The 17,405-nt window shown below is 61.3% G+C and carries 13 protein-coding genes, 1 rRNA gene and 1 pseudogene; 2 read left to right on the top strand and 13 right to left on the bottom strand.

All coding sequences use genetic code 11. The features are described 5' to 3' along the window. Positions 1–226: ribosomal RNA gene (locus VQ071_RS08345) — 16S ribosomal RNA — on the bottom strand; the annotation flags it as partial. Positions 227–667: 441 nt separating this feature from the next. Between VQ071_RS08345 and VQ071_RS08340 the strand changes: the two genes are divergently transcribed. Further along, entirely contained in the window at positions 668–1,087 is a 420-nt protein-coding gene (locus VQ071_RS08340; protein WP_340513452.1) for a DUF4395 domain-containing protein, read from the top strand. A gap of 101 nt (positions 1,088–1,188) precedes the next feature. Here VQ071_RS08340 and VQ071_RS08335 read toward each other — a convergent pair whose 3' ends face one another. From VQ071_RS08335 to ligA, 5 genes and pseudogenes are all read right to left on the bottom strand, one after another. Beyond that, entirely contained in the window at positions 1,189–1,545 is a 357-nt protein-coding gene (locus VQ071_RS08335; RefSeq protein WP_340513450.1) for a hypothetical protein, read from the bottom strand. Then, on the bottom strand, positions 1,542–1,793 hold the full coding sequence (locus VQ071_RS08330; RefSeq protein ID WP_340513449.1) for a hypothetical protein: 252 nt from the start codon (positions 1,791–1,793) through the stop codon (positions 1,542–1,544). The genes VQ071_RS08335 and VQ071_RS08330 overlap by 4 nt, the downstream gene beginning before the upstream one ends. After that, complete coding sequence (locus tag VQ071_RS08325; protein WP_340513448.1) at positions 1,793–2,023, bottom strand: hypothetical protein; 231 nt, start codon at positions 2,021–2,023, stop codon at positions 1,793–1,795. The genes VQ071_RS08330 and VQ071_RS08325 overlap by 1 nt, the downstream gene beginning before the upstream one ends. Before the next feature lie 17 nt (positions 2,024–2,040). Then, a pseudogene (locus VQ071_RS29280) lies at positions 2,041–2,172 on the bottom strand (helix-turn-helix domain-containing protein); the annotation flags it as partial. Positions 2,173–2,294: 122 nt separating this feature from the next. Beyond that, positions 2,295–4,331 (bottom strand): NAD-dependent DNA ligase LigA, encoded by a 2,037-nt coding sequence (gene ligA / locus VQ071_RS08320; RefSeq protein WP_445293268.1) that lies wholly within the window; start codon positions 4,329–4,331, stop codon positions 2,295–2,297. Between the two features lie 117 nt (positions 4,332–4,448). On the opposite strand from ligA, the gene VQ071_RS08315 reads away from it, so the two are divergent. After that, positions 4,449–4,847 (top strand): hypothetical protein, encoded by a 399-nt coding sequence (locus VQ071_RS08315; RefSeq protein WP_340513446.1) that lies wholly within the window; start codon positions 4,449–4,451, stop codon positions 4,845–4,847. A 234-nt stretch (positions 4,848–5,081) separates the two neighbouring features. Here the strand turns inward: VQ071_RS08315 and pcrA are convergent, their stop codons facing one another. The 7 genes from pcrA to VQ071_RS08280 all read right to left on the bottom strand — a co-directional run bounded on the left by pcrA (position 5,082) and on the right by VQ071_RS08280 (position 17,397). Continuing rightward, a complete protein-coding gene (gene pcrA, locus VQ071_RS08310) occupies positions 5,082–7,541 on the bottom strand; it encodes a DNA helicase PcrA (RefSeq protein ID WP_445293267.1) in 2,460 nt (819 codons plus the stop codon). 192 nt (positions 7,542–7,733) lie between these two features. Further along, positions 7,734–8,456 carry a heptaprenylglyceryl phosphate synthase gene (locus tag VQ071_RS08305; RefSeq protein WP_340513445.1) on the bottom strand — a complete coding sequence of 241 codons (723 nt, stop codon included), beginning with the start codon at positions 8,454–8,456 and terminating at the stop codon, positions 7,734–7,736. A 649-nt stretch (positions 8,457–9,105) separates the two neighbouring features. Continuing rightward, the gene (locus VQ071_RS08300) at positions 9,106–10,077 is read right to left on the bottom strand and encodes a hypothetical protein (RefSeq protein ID WP_340513444.1); all 972 of its coding nucleotides are present in this window, start codon (positions 10,075–10,077) and stop codon (positions 9,106–9,108) included. A 140-nt stretch (positions 10,078–10,217) separates the two neighbouring features. Further along, positions 10,218–11,093, bottom strand: coding sequence for a UTP--glucose-1-phosphate uridylyltransferase GalU (gene galU, locus VQ071_RS08295; RefSeq protein ID WP_340513443.1), 876 nt, complete (start codon positions 11,091–11,093; stop codon positions 10,218–10,220). A 27-nt stretch (positions 11,094–11,120) separates the two neighbouring features. Continuing rightward, positions 11,121–12,557, bottom strand: coding sequence for a UDP-glucose dehydrogenase family protein (locus tag VQ071_RS08290; protein WP_340513442.1), 1,437 nt, complete (start codon positions 12,555–12,557; stop codon positions 11,121–11,123). A gap of 225 nt (positions 12,558–12,782) precedes the next feature. Next, positions 12,783–15,302, bottom strand: coding sequence for a U32 family peptidase (locus VQ071_RS08285; protein WP_340513440.1), 2,520 nt, complete (start codon positions 15,300–15,302; stop codon positions 12,783–12,785). Positions 15,303–15,456: 154 nt separating this feature from the next. Continuing rightward, positions 15,457–17,397, bottom strand: a complete 1,941-nt coding sequence (locus VQ071_RS08280; RefSeq protein WP_340513439.1) for a stalk domain-containing protein — start codon at positions 17,395–17,397, stop codon at positions 15,457–15,459. Positions 17,398–17,405 lie beyond the last annotated feature (8 nt).

Genomic DNA, 17,405 nt, shown 5'->3' with positions numbered 1-17,405 from the left:
ATTGCTCCGTGTTTCTCAGCAAGGTCATGCGACCTCGCTGCCTATCCGGTCTTAGCATTCGTTTCCGAATGTTATCCCAGTCTGAAGGGCAGGTTGCCTACGTGTTACTCACCCGTCCGCCGCTAACCAAGTTCGAGAGCAAGCTCCCAAACAAGATCCGCTCGACTTGCATGTATTAGGCACGCCGCCAGCGTTCGTCCTGAGCCAGGATCAAACTCTCCATAAAAGTGCTTTTGACGAAAGACGTTTCGTTAGAAACGACGACAGTCAAACGCACCAGGGTAGTTCGACTTGCTCATTTCATTGCTGGTATAACTTTTGCTTCCACCCCGAAAGGCTTCAGCGTCCGTTTGTTTTAACGCTCGATGTTCAGTTTTCAAGGAGCAATCTTGTTCACTATCGCCGACCTTCGAACCCTCAAGTTCTTCGAGCCAACAGCAGTTAACTTTATCAGGTTCGTCCGGGCTTGTCAACAAATTCTTTTGAAGAAGTTGTTTGCCTCAGCCTCGCTACGGCCTGTCCCCTCGAAGGGGCGAGTACTAATATATCAAGCCGCGGCGAGAAAATCAACTGTAAATACTTGTATTCTAAAAACACGATTGACTAATAAATCCCCATAGATTAAGTTGGTTTTAAAATATCTGAATTCATTAAGGAGGGCACGTTCATGCGTGAGGTACCTATGCCCTATATTAAATCGAACCAGAGCGGTATCGTTGTTGTGGTTCTGTTGTCCTTTTGGTTCGCGCCGCTCTGGCTATTGACCGCCCTGTGGGCGATCCAGGTCGTCGGGCTTGCCACGCAGGGCAAGTATAATGTGTTCATAAGACTGGCAAAGCCCTGGCTCTCGGTCGCCGGCAAAGAAACGCAGGCCCAGGAGCTGGCCCGCTTCAACAATGCGCTCGCGGTCATTTTCCTGAGTCTGGCGGCTATCAGCTTCTCGCTGGGCTGGACCGTCGCGGGATACGCATTCACCGCTATGCTGCTTGCCGCAGCCGGAGCCGCACTGCTCGGCTATTGCGTCGGCTGCACGCTTTACTTTCAATACAAGCAGTTCCTCGCAAGACGCCGCATCAAACATTCATAATTAGGAAAAGGCCGCCATCCTCCGAATTTATCGGAAGAAAGCGGCCTTAGTTCACTCTACTGCCTCGCCCGACTTCAGACGACGGCTAAATCTAGGCAGCGTCAGCCCGTAGAATACGAAGGCGAGCAGTAGAATAACGAACAACGCGCCATAGATCTCGCGCAAGCCGCCCGCACCGGGATACAGCCAAGCCACCATGCCAGCGCCGCTGCCTGTCCCGCCATCAGCAGCGGATCGTACAAGGCGGACACGCGTCCCAGCTGGCGGCTCTCGATCAGCGACGGCAGCCATCCGCCCAACGCGATATTGACGGGCGCCATCGCGAATCCGACGAGAAAAACAAAAGCGAGATATACCCACACATCGGTCGCTTCGAGTAGTCCCACGGAGCCGAACTGCGAGGTGATCGTCGCCAGAAACAGGCGCACGAAGCTGCGGTTGCGGATAAGCTCTCTCATTCTCCCACCCCTGCTTCCCGAAGGCCGAGCAGATGCTTGAACGTTTCCTTGAAAGCGACGATCTGAGCGTCCGTGCGCGCGCCGTCGGCTCCGAACTGCGCGGCGTCGGCCATGATGCCGCCCTTGAGCGAGATGAACATGCGTGCCGCCGTATCGAGCGGGACGAGCGGCTCGAACTGTCCCCGCTTCACGCCTGCCTGCAGCATCTGCACGGTTCGCTCCGCCGCCTGCCTGTAGCGGGTCTGCATCAGGTCCCCGTATTTTTTTTGCGCCAGCCCGCCATCCTCGTCTCGTACAGAACGGGGATCATCCCTTCGCTCACAGGAATCAGTTCGTCCTGCAGATGGTCGAACAACGACTCCAGCGCCGCCCATACGGTCGGATGCTGCGACAGCAGCTCGCCGACCTGGCGGTCGTTGGCGCGGTCGATCTCCTCGATCTTCGCAAGCAGCATCCCCTCCGTGCTCGCGGAGTACAAATATACGCCGCCCCGCTAAGGCCGCTCTCCTCCACGACATCCTTCATCGTAGTCGCCTGATAGCCTTGCCGTATGAACACCCGCATGGCGGCGTCCAAAATTTCTTTTCGTTTTCCCTCGCGATGCTCGCTCGTTACCTTCGGGGACATGGCTGGCGCTCCCTTCGCACAAAAAATGACAAGTGTGTCGCTTTAAAGAGGCCAATGACACTAAAAAGGCCCTCCCGCATTCATCGGAAGGGCCATGCACAGCAATGGAAGCAATCGCAAAGTTAAACGTCGGGCATCTCCAAACCCAGCAGCTTCAACAGCTCCCGCTCATCCTCCAGCACAGGGACGCCGAGATCGCGCGCCTTGGTCAGCTTGCTGCCCGCGCTCTCGCCGGCGATGACGAGATCGGTCTTCTTGGAGACGCTGCCGGACACCTTGGCACCGAGCGTCTCCAGCCGCCTCGACGCCTCGTCGCGCGTGAGCAGGCTGAGCGTGCCGGTGAGGACGACCGTCTTGCCGAACAGCGGATGACTCGCATCCGCCACCTGCGCCGCAGGACGGTCGGACTCGGCCTTCACGCCCGCGGCGCGCATGCGGGCGATGCTCTGCTGCATGAGCGGGTCGCGGAAGAAGCCCGCGATGCTCTCGGCCACGATGCCGCCGATGTCGGGCAGCGTGACCAGCTCCTCGGCCTCGGCCGCCATCAGCCGGTCGAGGTCGCCGTAGTGGTCGGCGAGCGTGCGCGCGGTCGCCTTGCCCGTGTTCGGAATGCCGAGCGCGTTCAGGAAGGCGGCCAGCTCGCGTGTCTTGGACTTCTCGACGGAGGCCAGCAGGTTGTTCGCCTTCTTTTCCCCGAAGCGCTCCAGCTTGACCAGGTCGTCGAACTGCAGCTCGTACAGGTCCGCGGGATCGCGCACGTCCAGCGCCGCCAGCAGCTGTCCGGCCGTCTTGCCGCTGAACGTCTCGATGTCCATGCAGTCGCGCGAGGCGAAGTGCGTGATCCTGCCTACGATCTGCGGCCGGCAGCCGAGCCGGTTCGGACAGAACAGATGCGCCCCGCGCAGCTCCAGCGGCGTCCCGCATGCCGGGCAGACCTCCGGTACGGCGATCTCCAGCCCCGGCTCCTCGTCCGCCTTGCCGAGAATCTCGGGAATGACGTCGTTGGAGCGGCGGATGAAGACGCGTGTGCCGAGCGCATGCGTCAGGTTTTTGCGCGCGATGTCGCCGATATTGTTCAGCGTGCAGTTCTGCACGGTCACGCCGGCCAGCTCGACGGCCTCGACCCGTGCGAGCGGCGTCACCTTGCCGGTGCGGCCGACTTCCCAGGAGACGGACTCCAGCACCGTCGTCGTCTCCTCGGCTTCGAACTTGAAGGCGACCGCCCAGCGCGGGAACTTGTCCGTGTACCCGAGCGCCTCGCGCGTGCGCAGATCGGTCACCTTGACGACGGCCCCGTCGATCAGATAGTCCAGCTCGTGCCGGAACACGACGATGGCGTTCAGCTCCTCCGCAACTTCCTCGATATTGTCGTAATATCGCTCGAAGGCGTTGACGGGCAGTCCGTTGTCCCGCAGGAAGGCGAGTATCTCGCGATGATTCGTGAAGGAGACGCCCGACGCCTCCGAGTAGCCGACATTATAAAAGAAAGCGTCCAGCTTCCGCGAAGCGGTGACGGCCGGATTGAGGTTGCGGAGCGCGCCTGCGGCGCCGTTGCGGGCGTTCTTGAGCGGCTCGGCCGCCGTACGATTGTAGTTCTCCAGCACGGACAGACGCATGATGCCCTCGCCCTGGATCTCGATCGGCCCGCCTTGGTACGGTATAGACAGCGGGATCGAGCGGATTGTCTTCACCTGCGCGAGAATGCCCTCGCCGACGACGCCGTTGCCGCGCGTCGCGGCCTGGACGAGCTCGCCGTTCGCATAGGTCAGATTCAGCGTCAGTCCGTCGAACTTCTGCTCGATGACATACTCCGGCGGCGGCAGCGGCGTCTCCGGGTTGCGCGTATTGTAGTCCGCGACCAGCTTGGCCACGCGCTGCGCCCACGCCTGGAGGTCCTCTACGTCCTGCGCCTTGTCCAGGCTCCACAGTCTGGCCATATGGCGATGAGGCTCGAAGCCCTTCAGTATCTCCCCGCCCACTCGATGCGTCGGCGAATCCGGGAGTACGGTTCCCGTCTCCTTTTCCAACAGCACCAGTTCGTCGTACAGCAGATCGTACTCGCGATCGCTGATCGAGGGATTGTCCTCGGTATAGTAGCGGCGGACGTGAACATTCAGCTCGTCCACGAGCTGTCTCATCCGCTGCAGCGGCTCCGTCATGGTCATCGGCCTCTCTTGTTTGCCCGGCGCGCCGGGGGGATGGTGAAGCATGTTTGATTCAAGCGTCCCGATTATCGTGTAAAAAAGGAACAACCGCAATATACGGGAGGGCTAAATATGGATAACCAAACGGATCGATATAGCGATACGCAGGAAAGGCGCGAGTCGCCTGTCAAGGAGATCTACTACGTGTCCGTCTCTGCGGGCACGGTCACCAGAGATGAGGACCATACGACCGACCAGCTGTCCGTACTCGCGACGGCCAGTGAGATCGATCAGCTGATGGCGCTGTTCGCCAAGCGTGCGCAGAACGACAACGTCATGCACCTGCGGGCCATGATTCCTTACAAGTCTGCGGATCACGATCCGTCGACGGTCAAGTATAACGAGCAGATACTGGGCATTTACCGCATGGTGTTCAGGATCGGCACGGAGGAGACGCGCAGGCATCTCATCCATATGGACATTCTCAATGCCCTGAAAGATCCGGACACGCATCTGCCGGGCTATCACTAAGTTTTATGTAAAAGGAAAAGCCGCTGCGCCGCATAAGGTGCGGCGGCTTTTTTTGTTGTCGGCGCAAACTGTCGGGCGGAGCCGCGGCTTGAATCCGGTTGGCGGGACAGCGCAGGAATCACGCCGGGCGGACAATTGGCCGCATGTATGCAATTGTTGCCTGCAAGCGGGAGATTGAATCCGATAATAGCTGTAAATCTGCAGTTACCCTCCCGCCGCAGGCCGCAATGCCCGTTAGATCTTGGTCACGGGCGCGAACGCCGCGAGCAGGCGCTTAACTCCCACGGGCGCGGGGAAAGCGATCTGCAGCTCCGTATCGTTGCCGCTCCCCTTCACGGCGACAACCGTGCCCACGCCCCACTTGGCGTGCTGCACCTTGTCGCCGGCGGCGACGGACAGCCCTTGGCCTCCGCCGGCCGCAGGCTGGGGAGCCGCGGCCGGTCGCGAGCCGACGCCGTAGCTGGCCGGCGCCGAGCCCGCCGCCGGGCGGGCCCCGAAGGCGCCGCCGGTTTGCGGCCGAGCGCCGAACCCGCCCGCGCTGCCGCCCAAGCCACCCGCCTGCGGCCGGGCGCCGAAGCCCGCGGATGCGCCGCCGCCGAAGCCGCCGCCCGCCCCCGGCCCGCGCCCGCCGCCGCCAAGCCGCGATCCGAAACCGCCGTACGAGCCGCCGATGCGGCCGCCCGGCATCTCGGGTGCCTCCTTCAGACTATCCGGGATCTCGCCCAGGAAGCGCGACGGCGCATTCGCAGCCGTGCGTCCGTAGAGCAGGCGGCTCTGCGCGCAGGTGAGATACAGCTTCTTCTCCGCGCGCGTGATGCCGACGTAGGCGAGCCGCCGCTCCTCCTCCATCTCGTCGTTGTCCATGAACGCCCGGCTGCCGGGGAAGATTCCCTCCTCCATGCCGACGATGAACACGACAGGGAACTCCAGTCCCTTGGCGCTGTGCATCGTCATGAGCACGACGGCGTCGCCTTTTTCTTTGCCTTCCTCGTCGCCCATCGAATCGATGTCCGCGATCAGCGCCAGATCGGTCAGGAAGGCGACGAGCGACTTGTCCTCGTTGCGGTTCTCGAACTCCTGCGTGACGGAGAGGAACTCTTCGATATTTTCCAGACGAGCCTGGGATTCGATCGTATTCTCTCGCTGCAGCTCCATCCGGTAACCGGATAGCTCCAGCATCTTCTCCGTAAGCTCGGTCACGGACAAATATTCGACCATCGCGGTCAGATTCGCGATCAGTGCGCTGAACTCGGAGAGCGCCGCCTTGGCCCGGGCCTGGATATCGAGATGGTAGAGCCCGTCGCCGAGCAGACCTTCGCCTTGGCTGATCAGCTTGTAGATGGAGATGCCCTGGCGCTGCGCCTCCTCCTGCACCTTGCCCATCGTCGTATCGCCGAGCGCGCGCTTGGGCACGTTGACGATGCGGTTCAGGCTGATGTCGTCGTCCGGATTCGAGATCAGGCGCAAGTAGGCGAGGATGTCCTTGATTTCCTTGCGATCGTAGAACTTGGTGCCGCCCACGATCTGATACGGAATCTCCGACTTGATCAGAATTTCCTCCATCACCCGGGACATGGCGTTCGTACGGTACAAAATCGCGTGATGGTCGAAGCGGCGGCCGTTCTGCCTATTTTTGCGAATCTCGTTCGCTACGAAGTAGCCTTCCCCATGCTCGGAGTCGCCCTGGTACACCGTAATCTTGTCCCCGCCCGCGCTGTCCGTCCACAGGTTTTTGGCTTTGCGGCCCATGTTGTTTTTGATGACCTGGTTGGCAGCCTCGAGAATGTTGGAAGTCGAGCGATAGTTCTGCTCCAGCAAAATCGTGCGCGCTTCGGGATAGTCGGCCTCGAAGTTGAGAATATTCGTGATGTCCGCGCCCCGCCAGCGGTAGATCGACTGGTCGCTGTCGCCGACGACGCAGATATTGTGATGCTTCGCGGCCAGCATTTTGCAGATCATGTACTGGGCCTTGTTCGTATCCTGGTACTCGTCCACGTGAATGTAGCGGAACTTGTTCTGATAAAACTCGAGCACTTCGGGCACTTCGCGGAACAACTGGATCGTGAGCAAAATGAGATCGTCGAAGTCGAGCGAGTTGTTCGCCTTCAGACGGCGCTGGTACTGCGTGTACACCTTGGCTGCGAGCGTCTGGAAGTAGTCGCCCGCGCGCGCCTCGTATTGCTCGGGGGACAGCAGCTCGTTCTTCGCGCCGCTGATCATCGCCTGCACGGCTTTGGGCTCGAACTTCTTGGTGTCGATGTTCTGCTCCTTCATGACGCCCCGGATGACGGACAGCTGGTCCGCAGAATCGAGGATGCTGAAGTTGGAGCCGAACCCGATCCGCTCGATATCCCGCCGCAGAATACGCACGCTCATCGAGTGAAACGTGCTCACCCATACGTCCCGCCCGCTCGCGCCGATCAGCTTGGACACCCGGTCCTGCATCTCGCGGGCCGCCTTGTTGGTAAAGGTGATGGCAAGGATGCTCCACGGTGCGGCGATGCGCTTGGCGATCAGATAGGCGATGCGGTGCGTGAGCACGCGCGTCTTGCCGCTGCCTGCGCCGGCCATGATGAGCAGCGGGCCATCCGTGGCGACGGCCGCTTCGCGCTGCTTGGGATTCAGCCGGTTCACGGCTTCATCGATATTGAACATCGTCGTCTCGGACAACGGTTGCGCCGGTTCAAAAAACATGATGATAACGCTCCTTTGCTTTTGTAGCTTAAAGAGGGTGGACGGAGGAATCACACGCGCATCGCACTCGACATCGGACCATCCGGATCCTGCGTCTCTTCATAAGACAGATTCTGCGTCAGAATCAAGCTTCCGGAGGGCTATGCGTCAGGATCGAACATCCGGGCATGGCGCCTTCTGGAGGCTTCTGCGCTAGACGCCGCCTCCCGCACAGGCCGCACGCTTGACCGCGCCGACCGTCGCGAGCGCCGCTCGCAGATCGCTGTAAATCACATTTCCGACGACGATCGTATGCGCCGACTCCGCCGCCGCTCTCGCCTGCTCGGGCGTGGCGATGCCGCCGCCGTAGAACAGTCTCGCCTGCTGCAGACTGTCGCGCACCCGCCGAACCAGCGCCATATCGCCGAACATGCCGCTATACTCCATGTACAGCACGGGCGCTCGCCAGAGCCGATCGGCCAGCTGGCTGTAAGCGACGACTTCGTCCGATTCGAGCTGCGTCCTGGCCTCGGTAACTGTCGCCGCCGTGCACTCGCCGTTCAGGATGAGGTATGCCTGACCTGCGGTGAGCTCCCACGGCATGAACGCGCCATACTCCGCCAGCGCCTCGGCTTGTCGGCCGACCAGCCACTCCGTGCTTCCGGCGTTCAGCACCATCGGCACGAAGTACCCGTCGAACCCGGGCACGGCGCTGTCCGCACCGGTCAGCTCCAGCGCGCAGGGCACCTCGAAGCGGCGGATTCGCGCCAGCAGCTCCACCGTGTTGTCGTAGGTGATGCCGCTCGACCCGCCGACTATTATAGCGTCCGTGCCGGACAGGCATATCAGCTCCAGCGCCTCGTCCGGGATCTCCCGGTCCGGGTCCAGCTTGAATACGTGCCGCCAAGCAGCATACATATCCGAAAATGCGATCATGCGTTCCTCCACGGCGTTTACCCCTAGTCTACAGGAAATCGCTGCGGGGGGAAAGGCGAACGCCGGCGTTTTCGGGCGAAGATGTGTGTTAAGTTTTGACTATGACTTGTCGAGGACAGCGGGCCGCCCAAGTCTGACAAAACGTTCGCTCAGAAAGGTTCCGTTACACGATTCTATCGTGTATCTCCGCATCCGCAGCCCCAAAATGCCTCCGTTACACGATTCTATCGTGTATCTCCGCGTCCGCAGCCCCAAAACGCCTCCGTTACACGATTCTATCGTGTATCTCCGCATCCGCAGCCCCAAAACGCCTCCGTTACACGATTCTATCGTGTAGCTCCGCATCCGCAGCCCCAAAATGCCTCCGTTACACGATTCTATCGTGTATCTCCGCGTCCGCAGTCCCCAAACGCCTCCGTTACACGATTCTATCGTGTATCTCCGCATCCGCAGCCCCAAAATGCCTCCGTTACACGATTCTATCGTGTATCTCCGCGTCCGCAGTCCCCAAACGCCTCCGTTACACGATTCTATCGTGTATCTCCGCATCCGCAGCCCCAAAACGCCTCCGTTACACGATTCTATCGTGTATCTCCGCCTCTGCAGCCTCAAAATGCCTCTGTTACACGATTCTATCGGTGTATCTCGCTTATCGTTTAATTAGTACGTTGCCCCCAAGCAACCCCCGTCCCTTTACACCTAATCGGTAATGATGATTTCGCTTTTCGCTGCCTCCAACCAATTCGATCCAGCCTTCCTTTAACATATCCCGCAAAACGCTGCGAGTCTTATCCTGCTGCAACAGCAGCCATTCGCGAGCTTCTCTCTGGGTAAAACTTGCGCCTGAAGCGGCATTCCTCACCACTTCACGCATATATACCGGCAAACCTAATAGTTGGTCTCCACCACTTCCATAACGTCCCAACAGCTCATATACCGCCCTCTTGCACATCTCCGGTTTCTTGTCCATCTCGTCCCGGCTGAAAGGCACATACTTGTACCCGATCAGCGCAAACGAACGCATGCGCATGCGTTCGAAGGAGAAACGGTCCCGCGTCATCAGCTCCACATGCGGCACGTAGCCGTCGCACTCGAACACGAGACCGAGCGGCTCGTAGTAGATGTCGGCATATAGTTTGACCCCGGTCGCGCTCACAATCTCATACTCCAGATGGAAGCCCTCAAGCGTCCCGAACACAGGCAGCAAGATATCGGTCAACAGTTTGATCGTGCCGCTTAAGTCCCGATTCAGCATCTCCAGGCGCTGACCTTTTGCGGAACTCCTCTGCCGCTCGATAAAAGCCGCGACGATTGACGACGGATTGGCGACGGAAGTCCCGCTTGCATGGCTGCTTAGATTGACTCCTGTATTGCCGCTCAACGTGCCGCCCGTATTGCCGCCAATCCTGTCATCCCTACTGCCTCCAATCCTATCACCTGTATTGCCACTAACCCTACCGCCCGTATTGCCGCCAATCCTGTCATCCGTACTGCCTCCAATCCTATCACCTGTATTGCCACTAACCCTACCGCCCGTATTGCCGCCAATCCTGCCAACTGGTTTCCCCCCACCCTTGCCTGGGGTTTTGCCTCCTTGAATATCCTCATGTCTCTTAACCATATTAACCATCCTCCAAAAAATAAAATGAACGCAAAAAGCCGCCGTCCCCGTACGGAGACAAGCGGCGTGTGCTTCACGCGTTATAGATCGATATGGCGTTGCTGTGGTGGTGCCGACGAACAGGCGCAGGCGAAGCCTCGCTATCTGCGCAGCTTGCTCTCGATATACGCCTTGAACGCGTCGCCGAGATCCGGGCGGTCCAGCGCGAAGTCGACGATCGTCTTGAGATAGCCGAGCTTCTCTCCCGTGTCGTAGCGATCGCCTTCGAACGCATAGGCGTATACGGGCTCCTGCTGGAGCAGCCGGAAGATGGCATCGGTCAGCTGGATCTCGCCGCCGGCGCCGGTATCCTGCGTCTCGAGCAGCCCGAAGATGGCAGGCGTCAAGATGTAGCGGCCCATAATCGCGATGTTCGACGGCGCGCGGTCCGCTGCGGGCTTTTCGACGACGCCCCTGACAGGGATGACATCCCGTCCGAGATCGGCGCCCTCCGCAGGATCGACGATGCCGTAGCGGGAGATCTCCTCCTCCGGCACGCGCTTGACCGCGAGCACGCTGCTCTTCACCTCATCGTAAACGTCTATCATCTGCTTGAGACACGGCGTCTCGGAGCGGACGATATCGTCGCCGAGCAGCACGGCGAACGGCTCGTCGCCGATGAAGTTGCGCGCGCACCAGATGGCATGGCCGAGACCCTTGGCTTCCTTCTGACGGATGTAGTGAATATCGGTGAGCTCGCTCGCATGCTGCACCTCGGAGAGCAGGTCGAACTTGCCCTTCTGGCGCAGGTTCTCCTCAAGCTCGTAGTAGCTGTCGAAGTGATCCTCGATCGCGCGCTTGCCTTTGCCGGTGACGATGATGATGTCCTCGATGCCGGAAGCGACGGCTTCCTCGACAATATATTGAATGCCGGGCTTGTCGATGATCGGCAGCATTTCCTTCGGCATCGCCTTCGTGGCAGGCAGGAAGCGGGTGCCGAGACCCGCTGCGGGTATGATGGCCTTGCGGACTTTCATGAGACAGGCATCCTCTCTATCTGTCGGCTAACCGTATAATTCACGATCCTCGTCGCGAAAATAGGTCATTCCGGTCGAAATGACGGGCTCAAGCGGCTCGGACGGAACCGATGCGTCGTGCGGTACAGGTGTCATAGGCGATACGGCAGGCGCGCAAGGCAAGCGCCCGACCCCGATGCATACGACCCCGTCCGCGTTCAAAGCGTCGGCGTCCAGGCAATTGCGCCCATCTAATATTATAGGCCGGGTCATCCAGCTTTTGTAGTCTTCTGCCGAAATTTTGCGGAAAGCCGGCCATTCGGTCACGACGATCGCGGCATCCGCGCCGCGCAGCGCCTCCTCGGCCGTCGCGCACAGCGCCAGGCCCGGCGGCAGCTGACGCTTCATGGCGCCGCCTTCGGCGGCGGGATCGTACGCGGTCAGCGCGATGCCGGGATAGCGCTTCTTGAGCACGGCGACGAGCCGCAGCGACGGCGCCTCGCGCAGATCGGCCGTGCCGGGCTTGAAGGCGAGGCCGAGCAGCGCGACCCGGCGCCGCGACAGGCCGCCGAGCGCGGACTCGAGCTTGCGCGCCATGCGCAGCGGCAGCGCCGCGTTGGCGCGGACGGCGGCGGCGGCCAGCGTCTGCGGCGCGCCCGCTTCGCTCGCGAGCCGCACGAGCGCGCGCGTATCCTTGGGCAGGCAGGAGCCGCCGTAGCCGAGCCCGGCCCCGAGGCAGTCCGGGCCGATGCGCGGATCGAGCCCCAAGATGCGGGCGATGTCCGGGTAGTCGGCCCCGGTCTGCTCCGCGAGCGCAGCCATCTCGTTGGCGTAGGAGATCTTGATGGCGAGCGCCGCGTTGGCCGCCAGCTTGGCCAGCTCCGCGCTCCGCCGGTCCGTATGGACGATCGGGGCAGACAGCCCTGCGTGAAGCCGCTCCAGCGTCTCGGCCGCCTCCGGCGAAGCCGAGCCGATGACGATGCGCGTCGGCGCGCCGAAGTCCTGTACCGCGAAGCCCTCGCGCATGAATTCCGGGGCGGACGCGACGTCGACGGCGCAGCCGGCAGGCAGGCGCGCCCGCAGCCGCGCCTCCAGCCGCTCGGCCGTGCCGACGGGCACCGTGCTCTTGATCGCGATGACCGTCCGCGATCCGGCCGGCCAGGCATCAAGCCGCTCGACCGCGTCCCACAGCTGCGTCAACCTCATCTCTCCATCGTCCCCCGCAGGCGTGCCGACCGCGATGAACACCACCTGCGCGTCGCCCGGCAGCGGCAGCGATCCGCTTCCGAAGCGGAGATGTCCCGTCTCCTGCCCCCGCTTCGTCAGCTCCGCGAGCCCCGGCTCCAGATAAGGCAGCTGGCCGGCGGCGATCCGCTCCAGCTTCTCCTTGTCGATATCGTAGCAGCATACCTCATGACCGAGGTCCGCAAACCCCGCCGCCGTCGCCAGTCCCACGATGCCTGCGCCGATTACCGCGATTTTCATATTAAGAAGCCTCCTCCGACTCTGATCGTTATGGATGCGCCGTCCGCTCGGCGATGCGCGCTTGCAGCAGCCGCTCGCTCCTGCATCGTGCATTCATTGTACCATCGTGCGCGCACGGGAGAATGCGGCGATGATTAACGGCATGTAAATTTAATGTCAAAACGGCCGGGTAAAAAAAGCAGCCGCCAGGGGAACCTCCCCCCGGCGGCATATATGGCATCTTGTTTACTTGACCAGTTGTCCCCGCGTCACGCCGAGCTGGTTGATCGCCTTCAGCTTTTTCCATACCTCGGTGCCGCTGATCCGGCCCTGCATCGCCGCGCGGTACAGCGCCAGCACCTCGCGCACCTTGGCCGCGTCCTCCTCGAGGAATTCGACCCGGTACGACGGCACGCCGAGCTCCTGGAACGTCGTCAGATACTCCGCGCCGGACTGCTCGATCGCATTGTACACCGTGTTGCGGCAGCCCTCGTCGACCCGTACCGGATGCGAGAACCCGATCCGGTCGCGCAGCGATGCGCGGGATTCCTCGCACGGCCGGCCGCAGTTGGTGAAGTCCGTCCCTTCGCTCATGAACGTGCAGTACACGCAGTGCTCCGTGTGGAACATCGGCATATGCTGGTGGATGACAAGCTCGAGCCGCGACGTGTCCGACAGGCGCAGCATGTCTACCATCTGCTGGACGTTCAGATCGTACGACGGCGTCACCCAGTCGAGTCCCGCCTCGCGGAACAGCTCGACCGTCTTGTGGTTCGCCACGTTCAGCGAGAAGTCGCCGATGAGCGTCGGATGCTTGGCGCCCGGATTCTCCATCCGTTCCTTCAGGTAAAAGTACAGCGCCCCCGTGTTGCGCACGAGCACCGCGTCCGGGGCGAGCTTCAGAATGTTGCGGTGGTAGCCGTTCTCGCCGGGCATGTGGATGCGCGGCGTCGCCAGCGCGATCGGCTTGCCCGCCGCGCGGCAGACCGCGATCGCGTCCGGGAACTGCTTGATGAACTCGAAGTCCGCGTAGATCATCGCGGCGTCCGTCTCTACGGCCGCCTGCACCTGCTCCAACGTGCGGCACAGCACGGTCAGCCGTCCGCCGCCCGCTTCAAGTACGGACGGCGCCGGATGCGGCGCATCGCCGTAGGCGTCGACCTCGCGCTTCGCGTACACCGGCGGGCGGTCGCGCAGCGGCTCGAGCTGCACTACCGCTTCGCGGCGGATACGGTTCAGCTCGCTCTTGGGCACGATGACGTCGCCCTCGAGCGTCACAGTCAGCTCGCCGAGGTGATAGAGCGAGCCGCCGAGACGGCCGAGCTGCTCCTCCAGCACCTCGCGGCCGAGCGGGCGATTCATGGCGCGCTCGAGCGGCATATCGGACTGGACGACGACAGTCGTGTTCTTCTGCGTGTCGGTCCAGATCGTGCGCAGCGGCTCGCCCTCGCGGCCCGATACGGTGACGGACACCGGGAAAGTGCGGTACGGCTTGTCCGTCTCGAACGTCGTGCGGAGGCGGCGGTCGAGCGCCGGGTCGCTCGTCTTCCAGATGCGGTCGCCGACGTGGAGCTTGGTCAGGTCGACGTCGTTGCGGCCCATGACGATCTCGATCTCGCCGCCCTGCGCGACTTCGCCCTCGAGCTTCGCCTTGCCGCGGCGCAGGTCGTAGACGCGGCCGCCCTCTTCCTTCTTGGTCGGGTCGCCGGCGTCGAACACGAGGCCGTCTCCGCGCTTGAGTGGCGCCTCGAGCAGACAGACGACGCTGTCGCGCGTCACCCGCTCCACGCGGCCCAGGTACACGCCCCGGCTCTTCGGGAACGTGCCCTCGACGAGCTGCTTGTTGTTCGTCCCTTCGAGGAAGCCGTGCGTGAACCCGCGCGAGAAGCTCTGCTGCAGCTCGCGAACTTCCTCCTCGGACGGCCGCGCATTCTGGCCCGCGAAGTACTTGTCGATGGCGCTGCGGTACTTGCTCACGACGTTGGCCACGTACTCAGGGCTCTTGAGGCGCCCCTCGATCTTGAACGACGTGACGCCGGCTTCGATCAGCTCCGGCATGATGTCGATCGCCGCCAGATCCTTGGGCGACAGCAGGTAGGCGATGTTGCCCATCGGCTTGTGCTCGCCGTCGACCATCAGGTCGTACGGCAGGCGGCAAGCCTGCGCGCACTCGCCGCGGTTCGCGGAGCGGCCGCCCCACATCTCGCTCGTCAGGCACTGGCCCGAGTACGAGACGCACAGCGCACCGTGCACGAATACCTCCATCGGCAGCTTCGCCTGCTCGCCGATCTTGGCGATCTGCTTGAGGTTGTTCTCCCGTCCGAGCACGACCCGCTCCATGTCGAACGGCTTGGTGAACTCGACCGCCTCCGGCGAGGTGATCGTCATCTGTGTCGAGCCGTGGATCGGGAAGTCCGGCGAGATCTCGCGGATCAGCTTGACGAGGCCGAGATCCTGCACGATGACCGCATCCACGCCGGCATTGATGCATGCCTCGACGAGTTCCTGCGCATTCCTCAGCTCGTCCTCGAACACGAGGATGTTGAAGGTGAGGAAACCCTTGACGCCGTAACGGTGCAAGAACGCCATAATCTCCGGCAGCTCGTCCATCTTAAAATTGTTCGCGCGCGCCCGCGCGTTGAACTTCTCCACGCCGAAAAACACTGCGTCCGCGCCGTTCGCGACGGCCGCGCGCATGCATTCCCAGTCTCCGGCGGGAGCCAGCAGCTCTATATCTTCACGCCGCACTGCGGCTTGATTGCTCATGTACGCTTAACCTCCATGCCGCCTCCGGGCGGCGTTCTCTCTATTAGTATAGCAAAGCCGGCACCCAGGACCAAAGGAAATTGCAGCCGTCAACAAAGAAGCGACGCCCTGCATGCTCGCAGAGGCGCCGCTGCCGGCCGGATCGTACCGGCCGTTAACCGTTGAATTTGAACGAAGCGACCGCATCGTCAATCAGCTTCTGATTGAACTCCGTAGCCGCAGCGTCATTAAGAACCACCTGGATCAGATAGATGCCGCCGTTTTTCTCCATCAGGTAAGACGTGATTTTGCCGCCGGCGGTAGAAGCGACGTTCTGAGACAGCGCCAGCTTGACGGCGGGCACGCCTGCCAGCGTGACGTCGGTGCGACTGTCCAGCTTCAACAGGCCCGAGCTTGTATAGGTCTTCACCATATATTCCGGATAGCCCTCCATCGCTGAGCCCTTCTCCATGGCGATCGTCAGATTAATGCCCGTCCCGTAAAAGTTGGCGATCTCCCGCTCCATGTCGACATTGACGCTCGTGCCGTAAGCGGTGTTCATCCACTCGCTCGGAACCGTTACGCTATATCCGTATTTTTTGCTTGTTTTGACGACAGTCTTGGTCTGATCGATATCATCGTAAGGGTCCGGCACCTGTCCGAACGTCTTCTCTACCTTGGCAAAATTGACCGTCATGCCGGTGCGAAGCTTGCTGACGATATCGGCTGCGTTCAGCTTCGGCATATCCCGCTCATAGCTGAAGTAGGTCTCATACTTGTAGTCGCCCTTGACGGCCATAATGCTGTAAGCATCCATCCAGGTTGTGCCGTCCTCGCTGGAGGCGAGCTTGACGAGCTTGGCCGGCACGCCGTTCCACTGGATATCCGTCGCCTCGAGCGGCTCCCGGTACTTCTCCGCGATGCGGTTCACGAGCGCCTCGGACTCGCGTTTGTACCAGGCTTCCAGCGAATCGCCCGCTTTGAGCGAGTTGACCTGGAAGGAGATCGAAGCATCGCCGCGGTAATAGCTGATCTTGCCGTCGGTGTAGCCTTCCTTCCATTCCGGCGGCAGTTGGACAGTGAGGCCGTAGTCCTCGTTTTTATAGGTGACGATGCCGTTTTTGACCTTGCTCAGATCCTTCAGCGCCTTGTTCCCCGCGTCGAACTTGGGTGCGAAGCTGCCCAGCAGCGCCGCGTTGGCGGTCAGCTCCGAGGCCGCTTTGGCCTTTTTGCCGAACATTACCACATAGAAGCGGTCATTCGCCTGAATCCCTCTGTATTCGTAGTAAAAGCCGTTTGCCGGGTCCTTGGTAACCATCGTCTGGAATTTGCCCATCGGCAGCGCGATTTCCTTGACGTTAAGCACCGTCTCATTGTCGACATAGTTCTTGAGACGATCCTTTTGTTCCTGGGCGTCCAGCGGGTCCTCCGCCTCGTCGACGGATATCCCCAGGTAGTAATCTTTCTTCACATCCTGAAAAGAAATAAAATCACCGGTACCCGACTGATAGTCCTGCGCCAGCCCCGTCGGATAATTCATCGACCACTGGAAGTAGCTGTCGCCGATCTTGGACTTGCCGGCATCGGTGTCGATGCTGCCCTTGCCGCCGACAGCCGCCGCAGCGCGGGGGCCCTTGATGACAATCTCCTTGGTCGACGCCGTGTACGCGACCTTGGCGCCCAGCAGCTCGGCCGCCCGCAGCGGCACCATCATGACGCCCTTGACGGCGACTGGCGCGGCCGGCAGCGTTTTTTGCACGCTGTTGACATATGCGTCCTTGCTGCCCGTTGTGAGGACGACTTGGAGGCCGGCATTATGCGTCAGCGTCATCTTTTTGTTGTCGGTCAGCTGCAGCTGCGCGCCGATTCCTTTGGTCAGGACGCTGAGCGGGATAAAGGTGACGCCGCTTTTCTGGAACGGCGGCTGTACGGCCGATGCGACGCCGTCCACCGTCATCTGACCGCTGCCGAGCTTCAGCTTAATGACGACCTGCGTCGTCGCGGCAGCCGTGCCCGTCGCTGCGAAGGCTGCCGTGGCGGAGGAGATCGCAAGCGTCATGACGAGCAGGAGGGACAGGAAAAACTTAGAATTCAATAAGTTCCTCGAATTAGACATAAGTGGAT

The sequence above is a fragment of the Cohnella sp. 56 genome (assembly GCF_037963805.1).
In the GTDB taxonomy this organism is placed as follows: domain Bacteria; phylum Bacillota; class Bacilli; order Paenibacillales; family Paenibacillaceae; genus Cohnella.
This window is presented reverse-complemented; position numbering and strand designations above follow the sequence as displayed.